The 23,875-nt window shown below is 43.5% G+C and carries 26 protein-coding genes; 6 read left to right on the forward strand and 20 right to left on the reverse strand.

What is annotated here, in order from left to right:
• From ACN0V2_RS03530 to ACN0V2_RS03540, 3 genes are all read right to left on the reverse strand, one after another.
• Positions 1-891: a quinoprotein relay system zinc metallohydrolase 2 gene (locus ACN0V2_RS03530; protein ID WP_417549409.1), complete on the reverse strand. Its 891-nt coding sequence runs from the start codon at positions 889-891 to the stop codon at positions 1-3.
• Positions 892-999: 108 nt separating this feature from the next.
• On the reverse strand, positions 1,000-1,266 hold the full coding sequence (locus ACN0V2_RS03535) for a DUF4242 domain-containing protein (RefSeq protein ID WP_417549410.1): 267 nt from the start codon (positions 1,264-1,266) through the stop codon (positions 1,000-1,002).
• Between the two features lie 76 nt (positions 1,267-1,342).
• Positions 1,343-1,933, reverse strand: coding sequence for a TetR family transcriptional regulator C-terminal domain-containing protein (locus ACN0V2_RS03540; RefSeq protein ID WP_417549411.1), 591 nt, complete (start codon positions 1,931-1,933; stop codon positions 1,343-1,345).
• A 303-nt stretch (positions 1,934-2,236) separates the two neighbouring features.
• On the opposite strand from ACN0V2_RS03540, the gene ACN0V2_RS03545 reads away from it, so the two are divergent.
• Positions 2,237-2,440: a hypothetical protein gene (locus tag ACN0V2_RS03545; RefSeq protein WP_417549412.1), complete on the forward strand. Its 204-nt coding sequence runs from the start codon at positions 2,237-2,239 to the stop codon at positions 2,438-2,440.
• Between the two features lie 71 nt (positions 2,441-2,511).
• On the opposite strand, the gene ACN0V2_RS03550 is transcribed toward ACN0V2_RS03545, so the two are convergent.
• The 3 genes from ACN0V2_RS03550 to ACN0V2_RS03560 form a co-directional block, all read right to left on the reverse strand.
• Positions 2,512-2,712, reverse strand: coding sequence for a cbb3-type cytochrome c oxidase subunit 3 (locus ACN0V2_RS03550; protein ID WP_417549413.1), 201 nt, complete (start codon positions 2,710-2,712; stop codon positions 2,512-2,514).
• Positions 2,713-2,771: 59 nt separating this feature from the next.
• Positions 2,772-4,202 carry a cytochrome-c oxidase, cbb3-type subunit I gene (gene ccoN / locus ACN0V2_RS03555; RefSeq protein WP_417549414.1) on the reverse strand — a complete coding sequence of 477 codons (1,431 nt, stop codon included), beginning with the start codon at positions 4,200-4,202 and terminating at the stop codon, positions 2,772-2,774.
• A 92-nt stretch (positions 4,203-4,294) separates the two neighbouring features.
• Positions 4,295-4,735 (reverse strand): DUF2383 domain-containing protein, encoded by a 441-nt coding sequence (locus ACN0V2_RS03560; RefSeq protein ID WP_417549415.1) that lies wholly within the window; start codon positions 4,733-4,735, stop codon positions 4,295-4,297.
• A gap of 464 nt (positions 4,736-5,199) precedes the next feature.
• On the opposite strand from ACN0V2_RS03560, the gene ACN0V2_RS03565 reads away from it, so the two are divergent.
• Together ACN0V2_RS03565 and ACN0V2_RS03570 are read left to right on the forward strand one after the other, a co-directional pair.
• A complete protein-coding gene (locus ACN0V2_RS03565) occupies positions 5,200-6,246 on the forward strand; it encodes an NAD(P)-dependent alcohol dehydrogenase (RefSeq protein WP_417549416.1) in 1,047 nt (348 codons plus the stop codon).
• A 280-nt stretch (positions 6,247-6,526) separates the two neighbouring features.
• Positions 6,527-6,835 (forward strand): hypothetical protein, encoded by a 309-nt coding sequence (locus tag ACN0V2_RS03570; protein ID WP_417549417.1) that lies wholly within the window; start codon positions 6,527-6,529, stop codon positions 6,833-6,835.
• A gap of 3 nt (positions 6,836-6,838) precedes the next feature.
• On the opposite strand, the gene ACN0V2_RS03575 is transcribed toward ACN0V2_RS03570, so the two are convergent.
• The 13 genes from ACN0V2_RS03575 to ACN0V2_RS03635 form a co-directional block, all read right to left on the reverse strand.
• Positions 6,839-7,480, reverse strand: a complete 642-nt coding sequence (locus ACN0V2_RS03575) for a hypothetical protein (protein WP_417549418.1) — start codon at positions 7,478-7,480, stop codon at positions 6,839-6,841.
• A gap of 40 nt (positions 7,481-7,520) precedes the next feature.
• Complete coding sequence (locus ACN0V2_RS03580; RefSeq protein ID WP_417549419.1) at positions 7,521-8,303, reverse strand: FTR1 family protein; 783 nt, start codon at positions 8,301-8,303, stop codon at positions 7,521-7,523.
• Between the two features lie 2 nt (positions 8,304-8,305).
• Entirely contained in the window at positions 8,306-8,644 is a 339-nt protein-coding gene (locus ACN0V2_RS03585; protein ID WP_417549420.1) for a cupredoxin domain-containing protein, read from the reverse strand.
• Positions 8,641-9,966 (reverse strand): ATP-binding protein, encoded by a 1,326-nt coding sequence (locus ACN0V2_RS03590; protein WP_417549421.1) that lies wholly within the window; start codon positions 9,964-9,966, stop codon positions 8,641-8,643. Before ACN0V2_RS03590 ends, ACN0V2_RS03585 begins: the two co-directional genes overlap by 4 nt.
• Positions 9,963-10,622 carry a response regulator gene (locus tag ACN0V2_RS03595; RefSeq protein WP_417549422.1) on the reverse strand — a complete coding sequence of 220 codons (660 nt, stop codon included), beginning with the start codon at positions 10,620-10,622 and terminating at the stop codon, positions 9,963-9,965. Before ACN0V2_RS03595 ends, ACN0V2_RS03590 begins: the two co-directional genes overlap by 4 nt.
• Positions 10,603-11,271, reverse strand: a complete 669-nt coding sequence (locus ACN0V2_RS03600) for a hypothetical protein (protein ID WP_417549423.1) — start codon at positions 11,269-11,271, stop codon at positions 10,603-10,605. The genes ACN0V2_RS03595 and ACN0V2_RS03600 overlap by 20 nt, the downstream gene beginning before the upstream one ends.
• Positions 11,268-12,080, reverse strand: a complete 813-nt coding sequence (locus ACN0V2_RS03605; protein WP_417549424.1) for an SDR family oxidoreductase — start codon at positions 12,078-12,080, stop codon at positions 11,268-11,270. The genes ACN0V2_RS03600 and ACN0V2_RS03605 overlap by 4 nt, the downstream gene beginning before the upstream one ends.
• Positions 12,077-12,724 (reverse strand): TenA family transcriptional regulator, encoded by a 648-nt coding sequence (locus ACN0V2_RS03610; RefSeq protein WP_417549425.1) that lies wholly within the window; start codon positions 12,722-12,724, stop codon positions 12,077-12,079. The genes ACN0V2_RS03605 and ACN0V2_RS03610 overlap by 4 nt, the downstream gene beginning before the upstream one ends.
• On the reverse strand, positions 12,711-14,189 hold the full coding sequence (locus ACN0V2_RS03615) for an AMP-binding protein (protein ID WP_417549426.1): 1,479 nt from the start codon (positions 14,187-14,189) through the stop codon (positions 12,711-12,713). Before ACN0V2_RS03615 ends, ACN0V2_RS03610 begins: the two co-directional genes overlap by 14 nt.
• Positions 14,186-14,881 carry a thermostable hemolysin gene (locus ACN0V2_RS03620; protein ID WP_417549427.1) on the reverse strand — a complete coding sequence of 232 codons (696 nt, stop codon included), beginning with the start codon at positions 14,879-14,881 and terminating at the stop codon, positions 14,186-14,188. The genes ACN0V2_RS03615 and ACN0V2_RS03620 overlap by 4 nt, the downstream gene beginning before the upstream one ends.
• Positions 14,882-15,020: 139 nt before the next feature.
• Complete coding sequence (locus ACN0V2_RS03625) at positions 15,021-16,994, reverse strand: LTA synthase family protein (protein ID WP_417549428.1); 1,974 nt, start codon at positions 16,992-16,994, stop codon at positions 15,021-15,023.
• 2 nt (positions 16,995-16,996) lie between these two features.
• A complete protein-coding gene (locus ACN0V2_RS03630) occupies positions 16,997-17,317 on the reverse strand; it encodes a diacylglycerol kinase (RefSeq protein WP_417549500.1) in 321 nt (106 codons plus the stop codon).
• 301 nt (positions 17,318-17,618) lie between these two features.
• On the reverse strand, positions 17,619-18,590 hold the full coding sequence (locus ACN0V2_RS03635) for a glutathione S-transferase family protein (RefSeq protein WP_417549429.1): 972 nt from the start codon (positions 18,588-18,590) through the stop codon (positions 17,619-17,621).
• A 77-nt stretch (positions 18,591-18,667) separates the two neighbouring features.
• On the opposite strand from ACN0V2_RS03635, the gene ACN0V2_RS03640 reads away from it, so the two are divergent.
• From ACN0V2_RS03640 to ACN0V2_RS03650, 3 genes are all read left to right on the forward strand, one after another.
• Complete coding sequence (locus ACN0V2_RS03640) at positions 18,668-19,066, forward strand: hypothetical protein (protein WP_417549430.1); 399 nt, start codon at positions 18,668-18,670, stop codon at positions 19,064-19,066.
• A 54-nt stretch (positions 19,067-19,120) separates the two neighbouring features.
• A complete protein-coding gene (secD, locus tag ACN0V2_RS03645; RefSeq protein WP_417549431.1) occupies positions 19,121-21,640 on the forward strand; it encodes a protein translocase subunit SecD in 2,520 nt (839 codons plus the stop codon).
• Positions 21,641-21,725: 85 nt separating this feature from the next.
• Positions 21,726-22,778, forward strand: a complete 1,053-nt coding sequence (locus tag ACN0V2_RS03650; protein WP_417549432.1) for a calcium/sodium antiporter — start codon at positions 21,726-21,728, stop codon at positions 22,776-22,778.
• A gap of 76 nt (positions 22,779-22,854) precedes the next feature.
• Here ACN0V2_RS03650 and ACN0V2_RS03655 read toward each other — a convergent pair whose 3' ends face one another.
• The gene (locus ACN0V2_RS03655) at positions 22,855-23,874 is read right to left on the reverse strand and encodes a M48 family metalloprotease (protein ID WP_417549433.1); all 1,020 of its coding nucleotides are present in this window, start codon (positions 23,872-23,874) and stop codon (positions 22,855-22,857) included.
• Position 23,875 lies beyond the last annotated feature (1 nt).

The following is a 23,875-nucleotide window of genomic DNA, read 5'->3' on the forward strand; positions in this document are numbered from 1 at the left end:
TTATTCCCATTCCAACTCAGTAAACGCAGACGTGACATTGCGTTTGTGATATTCCTCAAACATCTGCCATTTATCTTTTTCGCTCACGCCAACATTTTCAGTTGCCTGGTTGATGGTGCCCATCTCATTGATAATCTCGCGAACTTGTTGACGAATCAGGATGAAGTAATCCTTTTCGTGTTCTAACGCTGCTTTCCAGTCTTGTTGGAGAACCGGACCGTGACCTGGAATGACAGTGTCGATATCCATTCCTTTCAATTCTTCTATTGCGTCCAGCCAACCGTTAATACTTCCATCCAATGCTGGAATACGCTCTACAAAAAGCAAATCACCGGTCCACATGGTTTTGGTATTGTTGTCGAGAATGACCAAATCGTTGTCGGTATGGGCTGTGGGGAAAGCAATAAGTGTCAGTTTTCGCTCCCCTAAATCAATAATCTGAGGCGCGCCGACAATGACTAATTGAGTGGGTGCAATAAACTTTGCATCGCCGTATGCCTCGCCCAGGATTTCTTTGAACCTGGTTTCATAGAAGCTGCCCCTTGCAGCCATTGCGGCGGGTAATTTGGCACTGCCAATAAAAGTAGTTTGAGGTGATTTAAATGCCGCATTGCCTAGAATATGATCAGGATGAACATGGGTGTTGATGACATAGCAAATCGGTAAATCACTGTGTTTGCTGATTGCTTCAAGTAATGATTTTCCTTCGAGATAACTGCCACCCGTGTCGATTACTGCAATGCAATCATTACCTATAATAAAACCAACATTGGCAATTTTGCCCTGATTTGCTTCAGTGGCATCTTCATGTACGCCTTCATGGAAAAAAATACCCTCGGACACTTCATTCACCACATAACTATTATCAGCATGTGATATTTGAGCCATCATACTTAGTATCAATAAGCAGTATTTCATTAAGAATTTGACAGAATTTTTAGTTAGGTAAGGCATCGTCACCCTCCTTCGTTGTCAGCCGTTTTAATAAATGTGAGCGTATTAAAACGTTGGCTTCAAGATTTGTTTGACTTCAGAGATACTATTAGCGGGAAAACCACCTTTTTCCGCATGTTCTCTAATCGTATCGGCATCGGGTGCATGATAAACACAATAGATTTTATCGTCGGTTACATAGCTCTCAACCCATTCGATACGTGGGCCCATATCTTTTAACACGCAACATGATGTCTCAGTAATCTGGTCAAATTCTGCTTGAGTCAAGTTACCTGCTCCAGCAATCTCTCTTTCTATTACAAACTTTTTCATTATTGATCTCCTTTTTTAATAAACGACCGGTCGTCTTTAATTTTTGGCTAAAAAAAAGCCTTTTGGCTTTGTGTTGTTAATTAATGATGTAGTGATCCAAAAGTTCTGCTGAAAACCGCTGCAATGGAATGATGGATTGTTCAACTTTCATATGTAGCAATGCTCCCTGCCAGGCATCAAAAAGCAACATTGCCATGGTCGTAGCAGAAATATCAGTACGTACTATTCCTTGTTGCTGAGCTGATAACAGTCCTTGCTCCAACAATGTGCAATATTGGTTAATTGCGGTTTTCAACGCCTGACGACAGACATCACTAACCCCTCCGATCTCTCCCATCAAATCGCCCAGTAAACAGCCACCTTTGAAATCGGAGTGTTCCAAATCTTGGGTTAATGAATCGAAATAAGCTTTGATCGCGGCTAAGCCATCAAGCTCAGAATTATTCAGGTAAGACTGTAAGCGAGTTATAAACGGCTCGATATAATGCGCGATCGCTTCTGCCGTAAAATTCTCTTTGCTGTCAAAATAACTATAAAAAGAACCTTTGGGCACATTCACCGTATCCAGCAGTAGCTTTACCCCTGTGCCGTGATAGCCGTGCATCATCATCAGTTGGATACCCTGATTAAGGATTTGTTCTCTTTTAAGTTCTTTTAGATTTGCCATGCCGTTAAAATACGACCAGTCGTCTTTGAAGTCAAGTACCGGACTTAAACTTAAAAGGAATCAAGTAGAAATTCCTTATGGGCCACATAAAATCGATGAGTTTTATATGATAGATAAATCTGCATGTTTTCATGTTAACTAAGACTTCAATATTTAAATGATGAGTGCCGGTTAACTCGCTAATAATAAATTGGCACAAGACATGCTTTTACTCTAGGAGGGCCTTCATCAAGAAAACTATCGACCAAGTATTTTTTGATTAGCCATGGTCACAAACTTAATTATCTTACAAAGTAAAAAACTATGAGTGATACACCTAAAGTTGAGACTACAGAGTATGACAACCTTGATTTTTCTCAAGTAGAAAGTCTTAAAGAACGGCGAGATTTGATATTGACGCATAAAGAAGCCCAGGCTGGCAGCCCGGACGATATGGCTGCGTGTGGTGAGGAAGATATAGGTGCTGGGTTGGAGTTTTTAGTAACTAAAGATGATCATAAAAAATAAACTTTTTTACATATCTGATTTTTGCATCAATTTCCCCCCACTTACTGCCCTGTCTCGATTTAAACAATTATCTATAGAGGTTCATCTCTGTCATGGTTTAACAAATGATGTCGGTGAGCTTCAAGCCTAGCTTTATTTTCTGGACGAAATACCCAGTAATACGCTGCACAAATCAACATAAAAGAGATAACGGTGATGAGAGTTCCGTACCAGTCCAGTGGTGACATCATTTCACTATTGATAGCAAAAATTGTGGTGAGAATTTGAACCATTTTTCACTCCTAAAGGATAGCGAATTAAGTTTGAAATGGTTTATTGTTAAGTGCGTCTACTAACTCGTTTGTTGCGATATGGGTGATGATAAATCGCTGGTCTGCTTAGTCGCCTGACGGATAGTTCTAATGACATTAAACAGCATTAATACCCCTCCACAAAAGAACACAAAGCCACCAAAAGCACGCATGACATAATAAGGATGCATTTGGGCGACGGATTCAACGAAAGTGTAGGAAAGATTTCCATAATCATCATAAGCACGCCACATCAAGCCTTGCATGATGCCGGCAATCCACATAGCCGTGATATAAATGGCCGTGCCGATGGTGGCCATCCAAAAATGTATATTCACCAATGTCACTGAAAACATTCTGGTGTTCCACATCCGTTCAGTCATATGATAAATCGCCCCGATGGATATCATCGCTACCCAGCCTAGTGCGCCCGAATGTACGTGTCCGATGGTCCAATCTGTGTAATGTGATAATGCGTTCACGGTTTTGGACGCCATTACTGGACCCTCAAAAGTCGACATCGCATAAAACGCCAGAGAAACAATCAAAAAACGCAAAATATAATCCGTACGCAGTTTGTTCCAGGCCCCACTTAAAGTGAACATGCCATTTATTGCCCCACCCCATGAAGGAATGATCATGGCCAGTGAAATGGCTGCGCCTAAGGAACCAGTCCAGTCAGGTAATGCGGTGTATTGCAGATGATGTGCACCGAGCCAAACATAGCCAAATACCAATGCCCAAAAGTGAATTATCGAAAGTCGATAGGAATAGATGGGGCGATCTGCTTGCTTGGGAACAAAATAATACATGATGCCTAAAAAGCCAGCTGTGAGGAAAAATCCTACTGCGTTATGCCCCCACCACCATTGAACCATTGCATCCTGAACTCCGGCGAATATCGAATACGATTTCCACATTGCCACTGGGATCGCCAGGCTATTGACCACATGTAAATAAGTGAACATGATTAACAGGGATAGGTAGAACCAGTTGGCGACGTAAATATGGCTCACTTTCCGAATGGCTAAGGTCATCGTAAAGTTAATTAAAAAAGCGATCCAAACCGCAGCCAGCAAGATGTCCATTGGCCATTCAGCTTCGTGATATTCCTTACCTTGGGTCAAGCCAAGTGGCAAGGTAATAAAGATGCCGAGCATATAAATATTCCAGCCCCAGAAAGTAAACCAGGCTAATTTATCACTCCATAATCTTACGTGACTGGTGCGTTGCACCACATAAAAAGCCGTGGCGACTAAAACCGTTCCAGCAAAACCATACAACACCGTGTTGGTATGTACTGATCGCAAACGGCCAAAGGTAATATAAGGAATATCGAAATTTAAATTAGGCCAGGCGAGTTGAGAAGCGATAAAAACCCCGACGCCCGTTCCTAATACAAGATAAATGCAGGCCATCACCATAAAATATTTTACGATGGAATAGTTATAACCTTCAGCAGAATCGACCATTTACCTTCTCCATTTGACAATCGTTTAAGGTTTGCTGGTACATTTCTTACAAAAAAAATGCTGAAAACATTAAATTTCCAGCATCAATTTAATCATTCTAATAAAGCAACTTCAATCCATTCTTTATGGCGACGTTCATCAGCCAGATGGTCTTGCAAAATACTTTGAATGGGTTCGGGATATGCTTTTGTAACTTCCTTTTCATAGTTTTTGTTAGTGACTTCTTCATTCATTAACATGGCTTTTAATATCGCTTCATCACCAGCTAAGTCAGCAATGACGATTTTACCTTTTGTCAGAATAACTTTCATATCGCCTTTATCCGCAGGTGCTCCCCCTTCCTGGCTCACCAATTGACTTAGAGCGGCAATATGATTTTCATGATCTTGCATGAAGATGTTTAATTGGCTTTGATAGTTTTTATCTTCAAGCCTATCTATAGCTGCTTGATAGGCCGCAACCGCGTCGTATTCAAGTTCTATAAGCTCATTTAGTTTTTTTACAATATCTTCTGCATCAAAAATTTCAGTCATAAATTATTTCCTCAAATATAAATAAAACTGACTCAATCAATGACTTTAGGAATGAATAAAACAACACTTACTTACCTTTGACATGCCTGGCAATTTTAGAAATCAGCTTCGTCATTAGTTATTTCCGGTTATTGCTTGCTGAGCAATGGCTGTGCCAAAAAAAGAAATGTTAATTGCCAAGGAGATATGTGGCTTTAAAGCAGAAAAGTTTCTGTTTATAAAACAAAATTAGATAAGCTCTATAAAATTTACATGTTGAGAATAAAAACTTACCTGATAGAGACAAGAGTTTTATTCTGTTAGGCTCAACACATGCGTGTCTTGCCCAGACATCGAGTAACGTATTATTTCGAATTTAATAATCAGTTAATCGACACGGCTGTATTCTCGGTTGTAACAATCATAAAAATTCGTTTAGGTAATATTCTGAATTACTACCTCTTCTCATTAATCAGGAGTCTTCCATGAAAACCATCGGCTATGCGGCAAAATCGTCTGAATCATCATTAGTACCCTTAAGCTTTGAGCGTCGTGAACTTCGTGAAAACGATATAGCGTTAGAAATTCTCTATTGCGGTGTATGCCATTCTGATTTGCATATGGCGAGAAATGATTGGGGAAGCTCGACCTATCCCGTGGTACCGGGTCATGAAATTGTCGGTCGGGTAATTGAAGTTGGATCTGCGGTGACCAAATTCAAACCAGGTGAAAATGTGGCTGTCGGTTGTATGGTGGATAGCTGTCAGAACTGTGATGAGTGCCACAATGACCATGAGCAATACTGCCGTAATGGGTTTACCTTGACCTATGGCTCTCCCGATAGAATTACCGGTGATATAACCCATGGTGGTTATTCCAAACATATGGTAGTTCGTGAAGAGTTTTTATTACGTATCCCGGAAAATCTTGATCTGGCACTTGCCGCCCCACTCCTTTGTGCAGGAATTACAACGTATTCTCCACTCAGAGAATGGAACGTCGGTCCGGGTAGCCGTGTAGGTGTTGTCGGTATGGGCGGTTTGGGTCATATGGCCATTAAACTGGCGGTGGGTTTAGGTGCTCATGTGACAGTTATCAGTACATCTCCGAAGAAAGAACAAGATGCCAAAGACCTTGGTGCCCATGCTTTTCTGGTCTCTAAAGACGAGACGGCAATGGAAGGCGCAGGATCGAGCTTTGATTTAATTATTGATACCGTTCCAGTGAATCATGATCTTAATCCCTACATTCCATTGCTAGATAATGATGCCACGCTAGTTTTGGTTGGGCAGATCGGTCCGGTTGAAGGGCCGAATACTGCGCCCATGATTTTTGGCCGCCGCCGTATTGCTGGTTCATTAATTGGCGGGATTGCTGAAACGCAGGAAATGCTGGATTTCTGTGGACGTATGAATATCTTGCCAGAATGCGAAATGATCAAAATGGACGAGATAAATGAAGCATTTGACCGTATGGAAAAATCTGATGTGCGTTATCGTTTTGTCATTGATATGGCTTCATTAAGTGCATAACTTGGTTAATGATTTACAACCTTTTTTAATTGAAACGCCCAGGCGTTTTGCCATCCTGACCAAATTGGCCCGATCGGTTTTCAGCGATCGGGTCGATTCACTCCAGTTTCCATTAGCTTGGGTAACAGCCATACGAGGTTTATGGTTCACATAGTGATATCTGACAATTGCATGGAGAGCGAATTATCGCTCTCCACTTTCCAGTTGTAATAAACAATCTTGACGCAATCTTCATCTGCACAGGCGTAAAAGCATCCTGTAATGTAAAACAGGATGCACCATGAAAAAAATAAACCCCGCACTACTGATGGGCATAATGTCGCTTATTTCATTCACGACTTACGCTGAAACGCCGGTCGAAAATGAATTATGTGATGAATGGGCTAGTAAGGCCGGTTCATACATGTTGTTTCGTCAAATGAATACGCCGATCCATGAAGCAATGGAAAACGCTATGGGTAATGTGACACGTGGTTTGCTGCTCAGCGCCTATCAGCAACCGGTAGCGGAAACCAATGAAGGTAAACAACAAGCCATAGATACGTTTAAGAATCAGACCTATGAAGACTGTATTTCACAAGTGAAATAATGTCTAAAATTCATATTCCAGCAAGGCTCGCCAGTTGGTATCGGCGGTTTTGGAAGATAATCCAGTGAGTACGCCTACTTCCCAATGTAGTTTTTTGCCGGCTGAAAGACTGATATCCCCAAGAAACACAGGCCCAAGTGCCCGGGTATCTTCACCGGCATAAAACTCAATGGCCGGTTCAAAATAGCGAGAAAGTCGATAACGGGTTTGTAATGATAAAGCCGTTTCAAATTCGCTTTCCTGGGTTTCACCCCACTCGTATTTCAGCCAGAAATTGCTGGTAGCCACCCATCTGCCCCACTCTTTCAGGGCAATCAATCCTGCCGCTGCTTCCCAGTTTTCATCATCACGTTGTCGTTCGAGTTCGGTTATCAGTCCCCAATCAATGCCGTATTCACCTTGTTCGGTCAGTTGCCAAAGTGCTTCAACCTCAAATGCCTGCAAGCGAAAGTCATTATTTTGATTATCTTCGCCGATTAAATAACCTTCGATAAACAACCGATCGGTGAGACTTCTGCCCAATCCCAATCGTTGAACCTGTCGCCCATCAGCGTCTGTCATTCGCCATTCAATTTCTCGTTCCAATGGCTGCACATAAGGTGCATAGACTTTATCGACCGGATTACCATCTGCATGACCTAACATTGGCAAGAGGCAGCCTAGCAATAAAACAGATCGACGAAGATTAATCATATTTAGGTTGGCCCTGTGTAAAGCGTGCAGAAACAATGACCACTATCATCAATGCCAGACTACTCAGATAAACCACTATCTGGCTCCATGTCGGCGTCGCTTCATACGCCATCAAGGCATATAGCAACTGACCGGGTAACGAGTGTTCACTGATAATATGAGAACTGTCCCAGACAGGTTTTGTTGAAGCTAACCAGTCGGCCTGGATGAGAAACTGGGTGGCCTGAGACATCATGCTGCCGCCGACAATCACCACCAGAACACAGATAAATTTGGTCGCAGCCGCTGGCTTCAGGGCAATCATCAAGTGGTATAAAAAAATACCGCAGCTGACCCCAATGCCTAAACCAATGAGACTGCCTGATAACACAGACTGCATCAAAAAATGGTCGCTACGAAACCCGGAAATATATAACATGATTTCGGCACTTTCACGGCTGATTGCCAAAATAATCGCCGCCATCATCACCGCTTTGACCAGTCGATTGGGTAATACAATATTGCTCGAAATTAGCCATAAAAAGCTGGTTAGAAGCAGATATATACCGACGTGAATGATCGTATTGGTAATTTCCTGACCGATACCTTCCAACCAATTTGAGATTTCCGGTAAAAAATACGCATACGCGCCACCCGCCATTAATCCCAGCAAAATCGCTTTCAGCAGAAAGTAGCGTGACTGTTGACTTACCGTGGTAAAAGCCATGAACAGGCTGACCACCATCGCGGCTTCGAGTACTTCACGTAACACCAGAATAACGCTATTCAGTAGCATGGTTATTCCCCACCATCTTTGACAATAATTTTGCCTTGAGCTGTTTTAGGAAAAAACTCGCCAAAAAATGGATAAACACCAGGCGCTAAAGGCCCGACAAAAATAATCGCCTGAGTCTTTCCAGGAATCACTTTTTCGCGGTTGAGTTCATAGCTTTCAAATTCTTCGGGTGTGACATCCTGATTTTTGACTAATAACTTCACCTTGGTATTGGCTGGAATAACAAGTTCATCAGGATAAAACAAGTGATCCTTAATGATGATTTCAAATGTAGGTGGTGCTGCATAACTATTAAAAGAAATCAATAATATAGAAGTGAATGTGAATAAATATTTCATCATTTTCTCAACGCGGCAGGAAAATCGATCACAACTTTCAGGCCACTTTCAAAAGTTGAATTGCTGAGTTTGATATCAGCATGATGCATTTCAATAATATGTCGAACAATGGCAAGTCCCAGGCCACATCCCGGTAATTGCAGATCACTGTTTTCATTCTGGTAACGATAAAACCGGTCAAAAATACGTTCATATTGATCTGGTGGAATACCCGGCCCATCATCCTCTACGGTTAATCGCACCCCTTTTTCAGTCGGATGAACATGCATAACAATGTGCCCCTTTGTCGGTGCATATTTGCTGGCATTGTTGAGTAAATTTTGTAATAGCGTTTCCAATGCAAAGAAATGCCCATATATTGTTGAGGATTTGCCAATTAATTCAATATGTTGCTGGCGACTTTCAAATTGTTGATAATCACGGGCAATCACATCACTGGCTAATTTATACAGATCGATTGATTCGGCTTTTGCGGCAATTTGCTCAGGTGCCGTGCGATACAGCATCAGGATTTGGTTAACCAGGTGACCCATTCGATTAACCGCTGCTTGCATAATCTGCCAATCCTCAGAGTTGTCACCATAGGTTTGTCGCAGATTATGTAAATGAACCTGTAAGGCACTGATGGGGGTTCGTAATTCATGTGCCGCATCAGCAGCAAATCGTTGCTCCCGTTGAAAAGTCTGATCAAGTCGCCAGAACAGCTGGTTGATAATTTTGACCAATTGGTTCATTTCACTTGGCAAGTCAGCCAGTTCAATCGGCCTCAAATCATCAGCCTGTTTACTGGCGAGTTGTATGGAAAGATTTTTTAACGGTTTTAAACCCGTTCCGATAAGCCACCAGATTAAAATAGCGGCGATGACGATGCCAAAAAATGCCGGCAGAATTGTTGCTAAAACAATATCCTCCGCCATAGAGCTGCGAACATCACTACGCTCACCAACAACAATCCAACGTTTGAATTGGGGATCGGGATAAACATAGTTATGCCAGCGAAAGCCATTAAAGTTGACATCATAAAAGCCTTTTTCAAAACGGCTCAGTGCGATATGGGGTGCTGTATCGGAACGCGTTAGCAGTTGTCCTTGGGCATCCCATATTTGAAAAAACAGATAATCACTGGTGGGTCTTTGAGCTGAATCAGAAGTGGTTTGAGCAACATGGGCTGATGCAATTAATTCAGCGGTATTAACCAACCGCTCATCAAATAAGCCTTTTGCGGTTTCAATACTGGACTGGTAGCCTTTCAGCAGGGACACAAACATCACCAATATCAACGTGGCGACCAATATCAGCAATAAATACAGTCGGATAGATTTCATTGATTACTGATTTGATAGCCCACACCGCGAATGGTTTTGATAAACCCTTCCGGAAGTTTTTTGCGTAAATGATGCACATGTACCTCTACAGCATTACTTGCCACCTCTTCTCCCCAACTGTAAAGCTTGGATTCAAGGCTGTCTCGAGTTTGCACCCGTCCAACATTCTCCATCAGAATTTTCAGCAACATAAATTCGCGACGTGGTAACTCAACTAAAACATCATCGACTGTTAACTGCATGGTTTTGTTATCAAGACTGACGGGACCAATCTGTAATGCGGTATGTTGCTGACTGCTTAGACGCCGTTCGAATACTCTTAACCTGGCCAGCAGTTCGTCGATATCAAATGGTTTGGCCAGATAATCATCAGCACCAGCATCCAAGCCAATGACACGATCATTGATGCTGCCTCGAGCCGTTAATACCAATATCGGTAAGCTTGCATTCACCTTACGGATCTCTGCCAACACGGCTGTGCCATCCATGTCCGGTAAGCCCAGATCGAGGATCACGATATCAGGCGCAGCGGTTTTAATACTGTTAATCGCCTGACGGCCCAAGCTTAAATGATTAACGGTAAATCGATCATGGCGCAGCGAACGCATAAGTCCCTGCGCCAATGACAGATCGTCTTCAATTAGCAGTATTTGCATCGGTTTGGTCATTCATCTGTTTGTTCACTTCAGCCAACGCCTTGTCTATTTCCATTAAACGGCCTTTATCTGCCAGTGGTCTATCTGCTCTGGGAGCCGCTTTTTTAGCAAATAACAGATAAGACTCAGCTTGTTTATATTGTTTTTTATCCATTAAAAACAACGCATAAAAGTAATTACTATCAATGCCTTGCGGATTTAATCTCAATGCATTTTTTAGTAACTTTTCTGCTGTCCCCTTATCCCCGAAACCTAGTGGCCAACCAGGCACTTTATAGTACAAAGTCCCTAACGTAGTATAGGCCGAACCATTCAATGCCTGTTCATCAATTTCAATGGCTTTTTCCAAATCAGCTTTGGCTGTTTTGGCCATGGATAAAGCAGTCAGGCCGCCTTTAATACCGGCATAACTGGCATAGATAATTCCCCGCCAGATTAATACATCCGGTTGCTTGGGTGAGTCTTTTTTTATCTCATCCGCTTTGGATGTTAATACTTCAAAAGCTTCAATCTGTTGTTTGTCAGCTAACTCATAATTGGCATGTTCCCAGGCGGATTGTAACGGCAATGCTTCTGGTGAGATTGCCTGGGCCGATAAACTAAAAATCCCAAATACTAAGCTGTAAAAAGTCACATATATTTTTTTCATTTGGTTGCTCCTGTCCAATAACGCTGAATTACGGGGAGTTTTTTGGCGAGACCTTGGTCTATCCATCGACTATTAATTGAATTAAGCCAACCAAAAAATCTTTCTGGCCAGCCTAAAAACTGCTCACTACGATGAGACTGTTGAAAAAAATCGATAAATTGATTTGCGACTGTTTCTACACTATCACTATGATTTCTCAGTGCTTTATTCATCGCTGTTACGTTGTCATTGTTCATTGCCGTAGTAATAGTGCGAGGTGCAAACAAACGCACCGAAATTCTGGTATCCGCCAATTCACGTCGCATCGCTTCGGTAAAGCCACGTAGACCAAACTTGCAGGCGCTATAAACACTAAACCCAGGAAATCCAAGGCGGCTGAATGCCGAGCCGATATTGATGATCTGTGCTTTATCGGCTTTTGCCAGTATCGGTAGTAATAATCGCGTTAATTCGATCGGTACCATTAAGTTGGTAAGGATCATCTTCTCAACACTGGTTTCATTCATCTGTTTGAGCGGACCGAAATAATTACTGGCGGCATTATTAATTAATGCATCAATACCTCTCGGGAACTGTTGGCAATACGAAAGCACTGCCTGACGCCCCTCACTGGTGGTTAAATCACTGACGACATAATGGTGTTGTCCACCTAATGTGCGATTTAGCTGTTCCAGTTGGTTATGATTTCGTCCACACAATACTAATAAGAATCCTTGTGCAGACAACACTTTTGCCAATGCGGATCCAAGACCACCAGTTGCACCCGTTAGCACTACAGTAATGGGCGGTGAGTTCATCAGAGTAGTCATACTGTGAGACTCCGAAAAATATCGCCATACAAGCGATAAAACATTTTGCTACTGTGGATTATCTGTTGCTGTGCCAAAGGATCATCTATGCGGTTCATTAAACCCTCAAAAAATTTCACATGGTCCTGATCCAACGCACCATGTGAGCGCAGATAACTAAATGCTTTGTCAGGTAAAAACAACGCATTTTGAATCGCTGTCGCGGCGTTATCCGCAGTCGCAATACTGGTACCCTCCAGAACATGAACCATGCCAAAAAATCCCAGTGGATTGACGCGAAAAACCGTATCGTATGCATAGGCCACCATCAGTTCAGTGGCAGGGTTTGGACGACTGTTTCGTACCGACTCTTTATCGTGACCGCAGGCGGCGATATCATTCAGAATCCACTCCTGATGCCCCAACTCTTCCTCGATATATTCCGCAACCGCCTCCCTTAACCACTCGTATTGCTCTGGCAATTGCGATCCAACCGCCATCATTAAGGGGACAGTATGTTTTACATGGTGATAGGCCTGTGACAGAAAAGCGATATAGAGATCTAGCGTCACCTCTCCCCGCATTGTCTGGTTGATTATCGGGGCAGACAATAAATGTTGTCTGTCAATTTCTGTGTCATGACTGAGTGTGTCAAAAAATCCCATACTGTGACTCCTGATAGATGGCTTCTAATTCATTTTGAAATAACGTAAAAATACGATCGCGTCTGGGACGACCATTAGTGGTTAATAACCCTTCTTTCACCGTTAATGGAGATTCCAGACGTCGCCATTTGATGATTTGGGCATAACTCGGCAGCTTTTGATTGACTTGTGAGAGCCAGTTTTCCACCAAGGCATCACTTAACCCACTGTAGATAAAGGCACTGCAAAACGGTTTTGCATCACCAAACAGAATGCATTGGAAAATTTCAGGGTTCGCCAGCACCTCACTTTCAACCCATTCGGGGTTGATATTCCGGCCATAACTTGAAATCAGTAGCTGCTTTTTACGTCCCTGAATGACTAAAAAACCATCTGGATCCAGATAGCCCATATCTCCTGTTGCAACAGTATTCTCGGGGGGAGTTTCTTTGCCGATATACCCTAGAAAACTATTACCAGTTACGTTGATTTCACCCGCTTCCATCTGGATGTCGACATGTGGCAATAGCTTGCCTGCGGTTCCCGGTTTGTCATGATTTGGCGTATTCAGGCTGACCACGGAACTGCATTCCGATAAACCATATCCTTCATAAACAGGCAGTCCATAGCGGCGAGCCCGTTCAATCAGTTCGCTGGCTACCCGGCTGCCACCGACAGCAATAAATCGTAAAGACTGCGGAGGTTGCCAGCCTTTTTCTGCAGCCATAACTAAAGCTGATAATAATTCCGGTACCAGGATCAAACTTTCAGGTTGATAATGTGAAAGTGTGTTCAGTAATGGCTGTAAATTGCCTGCAAGGCTGCCGGTAAAGCCGGTTTGCTGCATGCTCAGTAATATCACCTCACCACCACTTAATAGGGGTGTGTAAAGCCCGGCAATGTTTTCCAGCAATGTGCTTAATGGCAATAAGGCCAGATGCCGTACATTTTGCATTTGCAAAACGGTTAATATACTTTGGCTGACCTGATACTGGTTGTGGTTACTAAGACATACCCCTTTTGGATCAGCAGTCGATCCCGAGGTAAAGGTGATCTTAGCTGTGCCTGCAGGAAGAGTGATATCTGTTAACTGTCGACAAACAGTAAAGTGCATCGACAAACTGCTCAGCAAGTAACTTTCAGCTAAAAAGTTGGCTTCTAAAGTCAGAGGTCGATCATGAATAAGACCGACAGCGCCGGAGCTTTTTAAAGCATGTTGGAGCTGTTCAGGGGTGAAAAATAATGGCAATGGTAATAGAACGACCTCCGCACGCTGAGCAGCCAGATCCATGATTAACCATTGCACACTATTATCAGCGAATAAACCAATGACTTGGTGTTGATACTCCATCAATTCATGAGCAACAGTTTCAACGTGTTGTATCAACTGCTGGCGTGTCAGTTGCTGTACGTCATCGCTAACGCTTATTTTATCGGGCTGTTCAGCAGCCAGTTTCTCCAGAGATAATAAAAGGGTCTGATTCATCGCTTAATCATCCTGGCTGTTTGGTCGATAAAGTCCTGATAAATATCAAATAAAGATTGTATGACTTGATGCTGACGCAGATGTGCGATGGCAGTGGCTAAGTGACCAGCCAAAACTATGGGTTGATGCTGATAATAACTTCCCCACTCCTGGCTTTTATCTAAAAGCCGTTGTGGATCAGCAATTCCTAAGCTGATGGTAGAAAGCTGTAATTTGCCAATGAGATGTCTGACTTGCCGGGTGGCCGTAAAAACCACCCATTGATAATTGGCTTGATGCAATACCGCTGCCAGCAAGATAAACAGTAAAGGGCTACCACTATTAAAACTGGCAGCCAGATTCCCTATTTCTACTAATTCGGAACGGCTAATGTGGATCCCATGTGCTTTCAAGGAGTGTTCAATAGGATGTGAAAGGTATTGTTCAAGAAACAGTGGTTGCGGCTGAACCGGTTGAAATCCAATGGCCGAATCAATCAAGCCATCCATCTCACTGGCAAGAAAATATGGCAGGAAATGCTGAATTTCAGCGCCAAAAGCGTCATTAAACCGCTTACTGATAAAGTCTTGAACCGCGGGTTTTTCACCGGATTGGCTATCAATTAATGACAGTGATTTATGTGGAAACAACAAACGTTGCTGCCAATGTTGGACATTTGGTTGGATCAAATTTTGTAGGGTCGTTGCTTCCATAAATCATCTCCTGATGTTTATGGTTGCCCAGAATAGAGTTGGATACTTAAGAAAAACTTAAGCTGTTTTTAATGTGATAAAAAAAAGCCCGGAAACCACTTTGCAGATGGTTTTCAGGCCTGTTATTGCCTCACGTTTTTTAAGGTTTTAAATCTGCTCGGCCCAGCGGCATATCATAGCGTTGCTCCCGATACAGCCATGAGGGTAATAACACATGGGCCAGTGCTTTATGCTCATCTTCAATCGATGCTGATCCAACAATTTTTAATTGTCGAGTGCTCAGTGAATATTGCCCTTCAAGTGCCGTATTATGAGGCCTAAGAACGGTAACTTTATCTCCCTGCATCAAGGCATAATTGTCAGCGAATTGCATCATGGCTCGTCCTTTGGACTGTTGTTCGCTTTCAAGGCTTAAATCACGTCCAATCATCGGCGTTTCCGCACTTATTCCCATTAAGGATAACAAGGTCGGCGCCATATCAACCTGACTGGCAACAGTGGGTATGCTGCGTGGTTTGATATCTGCTCCTAAAATTAACCCTGGGATCTGAAAGCGCTCAATCGGCACTAATGCATCACCAAACACATTCAAGTCATGATCCGCAATCACCAGGAATAAGGTATCTTCCCAATAATCACTTTGCATAGCCCTATCAAAAAACTGGCCTAACGCATAATCAGCGTATTTCACTGTGTTGGTATTACTTTGTTTAATAGGGTTATCCAATTCAATACGACCATCCGGGAACTCATAGGGAGAATGATTACTTGAGCTGAATACCAGACTGAAATAGGGTTTTCCTTCAGCATGCTTTTGTTGCAGCTGCTGATGCGCTTTATTTAATAGATCTTCGTCAGATACGCCCCAGCTGCCGGTAAAAACCGGATTGTCATAATCGTGCTGATCAATAACCGATTCAAAGCCATTGCCAATAAAGAAACTTGCCATATTGTCAAAATGTGATTCACCGCCATAGATAAATTCAGTGAAGTAGCCGCGCTGTTTAAGTAAATCGGCAATGGTGAAAAAGTTTTGTTGTGACAAAGAAAGCTTCACCACACTGCGTGCCGGTGTAGGCAAATAACCACTGACTATCGCCTCTATGCCCCTAACCGAGCGAGTGCCGGTGGCATAGAGCTGTTCAAACCACCAACCTTGTTTCTTAAGGCGTTCAAGCTCAGGAGTGACCGAATATTCTCCGCCAAGGGATTCAACAAAGGTGGCGCCCATACTTTCTTGCAGGATAATCACTAAATTAAGTGGTTTATCTCGCTTAACAGTTGCTTGACGGATATTCAAGGTAGGAAATTTTTGCTGAGTATCTAAACCAATCCACGGATAATTTTCATGTAGTTGCGCCAAAATTGCTTCACTCGTCATCGTGCCATAGACGTCAGCAGCATTTGATTCATGTTGCATATTGTAAATCGCAAAATACACTGACCAAGCAGAGTCCAGCATAAGACTATTAACCATGGCATCCGATGTCAGCGCAAAGCTGGACGGATTGGCAGGTCGATGACCAATAGACGATCGAATCATTAAAGCAAGTATTAGCAGCAACAATGGCAAGGTAAGCCAAATCTTCCATACTGGCCAGGGTTTCTGATGATTGTTCAACCAGCGCCGCAAAAGTTTTACGGCCATTCCGCCGGAGATAACAGTGAGTGTCAGGCCTATCAATAACGGCCAGCGAAATCCCTGCCAAAGTGTGGCAAAGACCTCTTTCGGATAACGCAGATATTCAACAAATAAGCGGTTAGGACGCAGGTCGTACTGACTGATAAAAGCGGGCGTTGAGGCTTCCATAAAACTGATAAGGACAATAACCAGCACACCCCAAATCAGCACTAGATTTTGCCAAATCTTCCATCCAAAGCGATTGGCCAGTAATGGCATGGCCAGCGCTAATGGCACAAGCAGCATACCCATCATAATCAAATCTGCACGAAGTCCTTGCCAGAAAATGGTGGGGAGTGATGTGGCAGCAATCACCCTATCCCACTGCCACACTACTAAGCCAAGACGCGATAAACTCAGAATGACCAAGCCAGTGAGAAGCAGCTTGATTAATATCAGGTAAGGGCCAAAAAATGACTGTAATTTGGTCATTATCAGCCCCGCCCTGTTAAAGGCCACAAGATGGTCAGCCAGGTGGACAGAGCGATAATGATGGCAATAAGCACCGCCAGGGAACCATAGTCTTTGGCTCGTCCCGATAGCAGATGAGGTTCGGTGCTAATACGATCAACAACGCATTCAATCGCTGAGTTCAGTGCTTCAACCATCACCACAAGCAATAAAACTGTGATCATGGTCAGTCGTTCAACTGGTGATACATCGAGAAAGAAACTGCCAATGCCTGCAGTTAATAGAAGCAGAAAGGCCTGTCGAAAAGCGGTTTCATAACGCAGTGCGTCGAAAAGCCCCTGCATCGAATAACCAAAAGCATAAAGCAGCCGTTTGCATCCAGTGTGTTTTTCCACAAAATTGCCCCATTACTCAAAATGAGGCTAATGCTACGACGCCAATACTTAACTAAACCTTACGGGATTGAATTTTGCTTGATTGGTCAGTCTTTTTGTTTTTAAGCTTGTCTAGATGTAAACGGCATCCATAATAAGGAGTTTTTATGAAATCCAAACTAACCTTCTGGCACTATCTGGTGATGGGCATTATTGCATTTGGTTTTATTGACGCGGGCGTCATGTTTTATCTTGCCACCATGCATTGATATCAGCGTCGGGTATGTGGCCGATTAAGATTTAGAATTGGCCCGGCTGGTACCACACCAGTGGGATTAATGGTTTTATGACTCCGGTAATAATGCTCTTTGATGTGCTGCATGTTTACCGTTTCTGCAACACCAGGCCACTGGTATAACTCACGAACATATTCAGAAAGATTCGGATAATCGTCAATCCGTTTCAGGTTGCATTTGAAATGGCCGTGATACACGGCATCGAAGCGAATCAGTGTGGTAAACAAACGCCAGTCTGCTTCGGTAAGATCATTACCAACTAAATAGCGATTTTTACTCAGACGCTCTTCAACGTTATCCAATGCATCAAATAATGGAAAAACGGCATCTTCATAAGCCTGTTGTGTGGTGGCAAAACCTGCTTTGTACACACCATTATTAATGTTGTCATAGACTTCATCATTGATGGCATCAATATCGTTTCTCAATTCAGCAGGATAGTAGTCACCCGCTTTGGCACCAATCTCATCAAACGCACTGTTAAACATACGAATGATTTCGGCCGATTCATTACTAACCATCGTGTTCTGTTGTTTGTCCCATAACACTGGAACCGTTACGCGACCGCTATATTGCTGATCAGCATGAGTATAAATCTGGTGTAAAAATTTCGCCTGATGCAGCGGATCCTGAATCACACCTTCAGCATGATCAAATGTCCAGCCATGTTCTAGCATCAATGGATTGACTACCGACAACGAAATCATATCTTCCAGTCCTTTAAGCTTACGAAAGATTAAGGTTCTGTGTGCCCATGGACAAGCCAGAGAAACATATAAATGATAACGCCCTGCTTCCGCTTTAAAACCATCTTTCCCTGACGGGCCAGGACTGCCATCAGCGGTCACCCAGTTGCGGAACTGTGATTTGCTGCGAATAAATTTTCCTTGATTGGAATCAGTGTCATACCAGCGATCGACCCACTGGCCTTCCATTAATAAACCCATAGATAACTTTCCTTAAATAATATTGACTGTTTTATTGGCGAAGCTCACAATTTGTGCACTTCATTGCGAATAAGTTCATGAAACATCCCCACACACAGCACTTTGACCAGCGCCCTGCCAATTTCTGGCAGTTGTGTGTATTGCTGTTGTTGCTGAATAGTCTGGCGTTTACCAGCTGGATTGATTTTCGTCAGGCAAACCTTTCAGGTGATTCGGGTTTTGTTGCTGATTTTAATCAGCTTACCTTAGCAAATCATCGAGATCATTTCCGTTCACTGCTGGATCTCAAAAATCTGCCAGCACCAAACACGTTTGATGGTGATAACGAACACCATTGGTTAGTGTTTTCCAGCTTATTGTCTCTTCCTGTCGCGATACTGCTGCAGAAGGATGCCTTAGGTTATCTAACATTGCTGATCCCCAGCAATGCCAAATATTATTTACCACTCAATCGCGCACCACCGAACTCCTACTAATCCCACTGCTAAACCTTTTTTGTTTAAAAACGAAGCTATCTTCGAGGATTATGTATGCGTTCCTTCTATTCAAGGGCTGTTTTATTCAGCCTGATTATCATTATGGGCCTGTTTAGTGCATTGCCTAATGTGTTGCCAACGTCGACGACACAACATTTACCTTCATGGTTTACTGACAATACCTTTAAATTAGGTCTTGATTTAAGTGGTGGTTCTCATTTGCTCATGCAAGTGGATACCAATGATTTGCAACTCAACGATCATCAGCAGTTAGCCGAACAGATCACCGATGCATTACGAGAAAAACGGATTTTTATTCAGCCTATTTCTGTATCGAAAAACCACCTGGTCATCGCGCCGAAAGATCCTGCTCGGATGGCGGATATCAAACAACTTGTCCGGACCTTTATTAAAGATCCCAAAGGTGGTTTGGCTTTGTTTTCGCTTGATGATGAGGCGAATAAACTTACTATCACTCCAACCAAGCTACATAGTGAAAAACTCACTAAAGATGCCGTTGAGCATAGTTTAAAAGTGGTTCGCCAACGTCTGAATGAAAGCGGGTTGGTAGACCCTACCATTACCAAACAAGGTAGTGATGGCATCCTGGTGCAATTACCCGGTGTAGATGATCCAAGTTATATCCGTTCCTTGCTGGGCACGACAGCAAAAATGACCTTTCACTGGGCCGCCAATGGCGATTCCAAGGAAGTCATTCAAGCAAAAGGCATTGATAAAGATGAAGTATATGACTTAGAGGCACGCGTTGTACTTGAGGGAAAACATATTCAGGATGCCAATCTGGTCTTTAGTCAGGAGTCCGGTCAGCCGGTCGTCAGTTTTGTTTTGGATAAAGAAGGTGCCCGGCTGTTTACGGAAATGACCAAAAACAATATTGGCCGCTCTCTGGCAATTGTATTGGATGATGAGGTTATCACTGCGCCTGTTATCCGCAGTGTAATTGCCGGGGGACGTGGCGAGATCAGTGGCGCATTCACTGTAGCCGAAGCCAATGAACTTGCCTTGCTGCTGCGTGCTGGTGCCTTACCAGCACCACTTAATGTGATTGAAGAACGTACCGTGGGGCCTGATTTAGGCAGTGATTCGATCTCGATGGGCATTACCACTGGGATAATCGGTGCCATGCTAGTGCTGTTGTTTATGCTAGCAATCTATGGCAGCTGGGGCTTGATCGCCAGTCTAAGTCTGACACTCAATATTGGTTTGATATTTGGTGTGCTGAGCTTATTAGGTGCTACGTTGACGCTACCTGGGATTGCCGGGATTATTCTGAGTATCGGTATGGCCGTGGATGCCAATATTCTGATAAATGAACGGATCCGTGAAGAAACCCGTCGTGGAAAACGAGCGTTTATGGCACTTGATGCTGGTTTCAGACGTGCTTACAGCACGATTCTGGATTCCAATATCACCTCATTGATCGCAATCAGTTTGCTGTTTATGTTTGGCAGTGGTCCGGTTAGAGGCTTTGCGGTGGCAATGGCCATTGGTCTGATTACGTCTATGTTTACCTCCATTTCATTTACTCGTTTACTGATGGAATGGCGAGTCAGCAAAATGCCGAAACAGGCTTTATTGGAAATTTCCGGTATTAAAAGTCTGGATCGACTCAGCATCAGCAAGATCGATTTTATGCGAGGTCGATTTGTTGGGATTACCGCTTCTGCTATTTTGTCACTAGCCTCCATCGGCTTATTCTTCCAGCCGGGATTGCATTATGGCATCGACTTTAGCGGTGGTACGGTAATGGAGGTAGCGGCGCCAAATACTGATGTAGAGCAGGTTCGTCAGGCCTTGCAAGACAAGGGCTTTTCGCAAGCCTCAATTCAGGAGTTTGGTGATGACGATTACTATTTAGTACGTCTGCCAATGGAAGGGGCTGAGCAGGTAGCCAGTGGAAAAACGGTAGAAGAAATCAAATCTGCAGTGACAGAAATTTCTGCTGATGCCAGTTTCCCACGGGTTGAACTGGTTGGACCAAAGGTCAGTGGTGATTTTCGCGATGCAACTATTCTGGCGATTGTCTTTGCCGGTTTTGGCATGCTGGCTTATTTGTGGATCCGCTTTGAGTACCATTTTGCCCTGGCAGCTACATTAACGATTGGTTTGGACTTGACCAAAACCATCGGTTTTTTTGTATTAGCCGGCGTGGAGTTTAATCTCACAGCGGTCGCTGCGTTATTAGCGTTGATCGGATACTCAGTCAATGACAAAGTAGTGGTGTTTGACAGGGTCCGGGAAAATCTACGGCTGACACCTGATAAACCAATGTTGGAGTTATTGAATGAAAGTATCACGTCCACATTAACCCGTACGGTATTTACCTCAGTGACCACTTTTCTGGCATTGATCCCGATGGCTGTTGCCGGGGGAAGTGCTGTCGCCAGCTTTGCTTTGCCAATGTTGTTTGGCATCGTGATTGGCACCAGTTCATCGGTATTTATCGCGGCCCCCATTGTGTTCTGGATGGGGCAACATCGCATGCGTAAAGGCCTGTCACAGCTACGTCCATCTGCTGAAGAAATGCAAAAGAAACTGGATGCCATTATGTAGAAAAATCGAGAATCAGTTTGTAACGAATTAATAATTATGACTTTATGGTGAGGCAACTCACCATAAAGCATTTAAAGGAAAAATGATGACGTGGTTGATGTTGGTTGCAGGATTAATTTTGCTAATTGTCGGTGCTGAGTTATTAGTCAAAGGCGCATCTCGGTTAGCAACCAGTTTTGGTATTCCAGCGTTGGTTGTGGGATTAACCGTTGTGGCATTTGGCACCAGTGCCCCAGAGATGGCGGTCAGTGTCAAAGCCGCTTTTTCAGGCCAAGCTGAACTGGCCATCGCCAATGTGGTGGGCAGTAATATTTTTAACATTCTGTTTATTCTCGGACTGGCCGCCTTAATCATGCCATTGATAGTTTCTCAGCAACTCATTCGTCAGGATGTACCCATCATGATTGGTATTAGTGTGCTGGCATTGTGGATGATTCAGGATGGCATGATTGGCAAACTTGAGGCAGCTATTCTGTTCGCAGGAGTCGTTTTATATACGGTTTTTCTATTTTATCAAGGTAAAAAAACCGGAATTGATGCCAGTGTGGAAACTGAAAAGCCATCCCCTACTTGGCAAAATGTGTTGCTCATTATCATAGGACTAGCATTACTTATCGTGGGAGCTCGTTGGTTGGTGCAAAGTGCGGTCACCATTGCTTCCTCATTTGGTGTGAGTGAAGCCGTAATTGGCTTAACCATTATCGCGGCGGGGACTTCTTTACCGGAGGTCATGACTTCCATTGTTGCCACCATAAAAGGTGAACGCGATATCGCCATAGGGAATGTGGTGGGCAGTAATATTTTTAATATTCTGGCTGTTTTGGGTTTGTCGGGATTGTTCTCCCCCACCCCGTTACTGGCTAGCGAACAGCTGATGCAAATAGACGTGCCGGTGATGTTAGGTGTGGCGGTTTTATGCTTGCCATTATTCTTTTTAGGGGGCACCTTAAATCGGTTTGAAGGCTTTTTATTCCTGGTTCTTTATGTTGCATACGTCTGGTTTACTATCGCAATGGCCCTGTCATTACCGTATCTGACACAACTACAGAACGTGTTGGTTTTTGGTTTGGCACCGTTGGTAGGCTTTTATGTATTACTTTGCCTGGTAAACGATATATTGCGTAGACGCTATAAGTAACGCTAAATGACGGTTTGGCATGATGGTAATTAGTAATCTCTCACTTCAAACGCAGGATGTTTGTTGTGAGAGAAACCTAGTTTTTCTCTAATTCAGGCCAGCCATTTATCTCTGGGTCAAAACCGGGTTCCAATGCCTGAATTCGTTTTACCAAAGGTGGATGGGTTGACAACATTCCAGACATTTTGTTGGAAAGCTCAGCAAACAACATATGCCTCGCCTCTTCAAGTTCATCATGTCTGACTTTATTGGCACCTTGTTGACTTAGGGCACCTATTTTTTTTAACGCGCCCGCTAACGCAATAGGATCACCGGTATAGCGTGTGGCATCGGCATCAGCAAGATATTCACGTTGACGAGATATAGCTGCCTGCATAATTTTGCCCATAAAAGCCCCCAGTAATCCCAGCAGAATCAGAGCAATACCGATTAGCAATACCTGAGCACCGCTTTTTCTGCTGCCTCCACCTGAATGCATCAGAATCCGTCCGACAACATAAAGTGCCATCAAGCCGTGAATCAAGCCAATTACCCGTAGGTTGAGCCGCATATCGAGGTTACGGATATGCGCAAATTCATGAGCGACTACCGCAGTCAGTTCATCGCGATTCAATAACGTTAACGCGCCACGAGTCACGGCAATTGCGGCATTATCAGGTGCGCTGCCCGCTGCGAAGGCGTTAATTCCCGGTTCGTTTTCAATGATGAAAATATGTGGTGTCTGGATGCTGGCCCCCAGTGCTACTTCCTCAACGATATTTTGATAACGGGTAACCAAGGGATCACCGGTTATCTCGTTAACATCAGTCGCACCCAAAGCCTGCGCAACCTTTGCACCGTCATCGCCCATGGTGACTATTTTCCAGACAGAGGTCAGAACAATCACCGTCGCAACGCCAGCAGCAACCAGCCAAAATAATGGCCAGTTAACCATTATCTGTTCAGTCTGATTAATGCTATCGCCGGTTATTCTGACAGAAGCCAGCGCGGCAATCACAGCTGCAATCAACGCCACAGAAAAAATAAACAAAGTCATCATCAGCCGACTTTGTTTTCGGGCATTTGCACCAAGTTGATAGCTGCTCATTGCAGCCATC

Source organism: Methylophaga sp. (genome assembly GCF_048266885.1).
In the GTDB taxonomy this organism is placed as follows: domain Bacteria; phylum Pseudomonadota; class Gammaproteobacteria; order Nitrosococcales; family Methylophagaceae; genus Methylophaga.

Bases quoted from the DNA above. Each gene is read 5' to 3' on its own strand.
- ACN0V2_RS03625 (WP_417549428.1), bottom strand. From the start codon at position 16,994: ATGACCAAATTACAGTCATTTTTTGGCCCTTACCTGATATTAATCAAG.
- ACN0V2_RS03615 (WP_417549426.1), bottom strand. From the start codon at position 14,189: ATGAATCAGACCCTTTTATTATCTCTGGAGAAACTGGCTGCTGAACAG.
- ACN0V2_RS03545 (WP_417549412.1), top strand. From the start codon at position 2,237: ATGAGTGATACACCTAAAGTTGAGACTACAGAGTATGACAACCTTGAT.
- ACN0V2_RS03630 (WP_417549500.1), bottom strand. From the start codon at position 17,317: ATGCAGGGGCTTTTCGACGCACTGCGTTATGAAACCGCTTTTCGACAG.
- ccoN (WP_417549414.1), bottom strand. From the start codon at position 4,202: ATGGTCGATTCTGCTGAAGGTTATAACTATTCCATCGTAAAATATTTT.
- ACN0V2_RS03620 (WP_417549427.1), bottom strand. From the start codon at position 14,881: ATGGAAGCAACGACCCTACAAAATTTGATCCAACCAAATGTCCAACAT.
- ACN0V2_RS03640 (WP_417549430.1), top strand. From the start codon at position 18,668: ATGAAACATCCCCACACACAGCACTTTGACCAGCGCCCTGCCAATTTC.
- ACN0V2_RS03570 (WP_417549417.1), top strand. From the start codon at position 6,527: ATGAAAAAAATAAACCCCGCACTACTGATGGGCATAATGTCGCTTATT.
- ACN0V2_RS03600 (WP_417549423.1), bottom strand. From the start codon at position 11,271: ATGAAAAAAATATATGTGACTTTTTACAGCTTAGTATTTGGGATTTTT.
- ACN0V2_RS03595 (WP_417549422.1), bottom strand. From the start codon at position 10,622: ATGCAAATACTGCTAATTGAAGACGATCTGTCATTGGCGCAGGGACTT.
- ACN0V2_RS03540 (WP_417549411.1), bottom strand. From the start codon at position 1,933: ATGGCAAATCTAAAAGAACTTAAAAGAGAACAAATCCTTAATCAGGGT.
- ACN0V2_RS03590 (WP_417549421.1), bottom strand. From the start codon at position 9,966: ATGAAATCTATCCGACTGTATTTATTGCTGATATTGGTCGCCACGTTG.
- ACN0V2_RS03610 (WP_417549425.1), bottom strand. From the start codon at position 12,724: ATGGGATTTTTTGACACACTCAGTCATGACACAGAAATTGACAGACAA.
- ACN0V2_RS03650 (WP_417549432.1), top strand. From the start codon at position 21,726: ATGACGTGGTTGATGTTGGTTGCAGGATTAATTTTGCTAATTGTCGGT.
- ACN0V2_RS03560 (WP_417549415.1), bottom strand. From the start codon at position 4,735: ATGACTGAAATTTTTGATGCAGAAGATATTGTAAAAAAACTAAATGAG.
- ACN0V2_RS03530 (WP_417549409.1), bottom strand. From the start codon at position 891: ATGATGGCTCAAATATCACATGCTGATAATAGTTATGTGGTGAATGAA.
- ACN0V2_RS03655 (WP_417549433.1), bottom strand. From the start codon at position 23,874: ATGGCTGCAATGAGCAGCTATCAACTTGGTGCAAATGCCCGAAAACAA.
- ACN0V2_RS03535 (WP_417549410.1), bottom strand. From the start codon at position 1,266: ATGAAAAAGTTTGTAATAGAAAGAGAGATTGCTGGAGCAGGTAACTTG.
- ACN0V2_RS03565 (WP_417549416.1), top strand. From the start codon at position 5,200: ATGAAAACCATCGGCTATGCGGCAAAATCGTCTGAATCATCATTAGTA.
- ACN0V2_RS03605 (WP_417549424.1), bottom strand. From the start codon at position 12,080: ATGACTACTCTGATGAACTCACCGCCCATTACTGTAGTGCTAACGGGT.
- secD (WP_417549431.1), top strand. From the start codon at position 19,121: ATGCGTTCCTTCTATTCAAGGGCTGTTTTATTCAGCCTGATTATCATT.
- ACN0V2_RS03585 (WP_417549420.1), bottom strand. From the start codon at position 8,644: ATGATGAAATATTTATTCACATTCACTTCTATATTATTGATTTCTTTT.
- ACN0V2_RS03580 (WP_417549419.1), bottom strand. From the start codon at position 8,303: ATGCTACTGAATAGCGTTATTCTGGTGTTACGTGAAGTACTCGAAGCC.
- ACN0V2_RS03575 (WP_417549418.1), bottom strand. From the start codon at position 7,480: ATGTTAGGTCATGCAGATGGTAATCCGGTCGATAAAGTCTATGCACCT.
- ACN0V2_RS03635 (WP_417549429.1), bottom strand. From the start codon at position 18,590: ATGGGTTTATTAATGGAAGGCCAGTGGGTCGATCGCTGGTATGACACT.
- ACN0V2_RS03550 (WP_417549413.1), bottom strand. From the start codon at position 2,712: ATGGTTCAAATTCTCACCACAATTTTTGCTATCAATAGTGAAATGATG.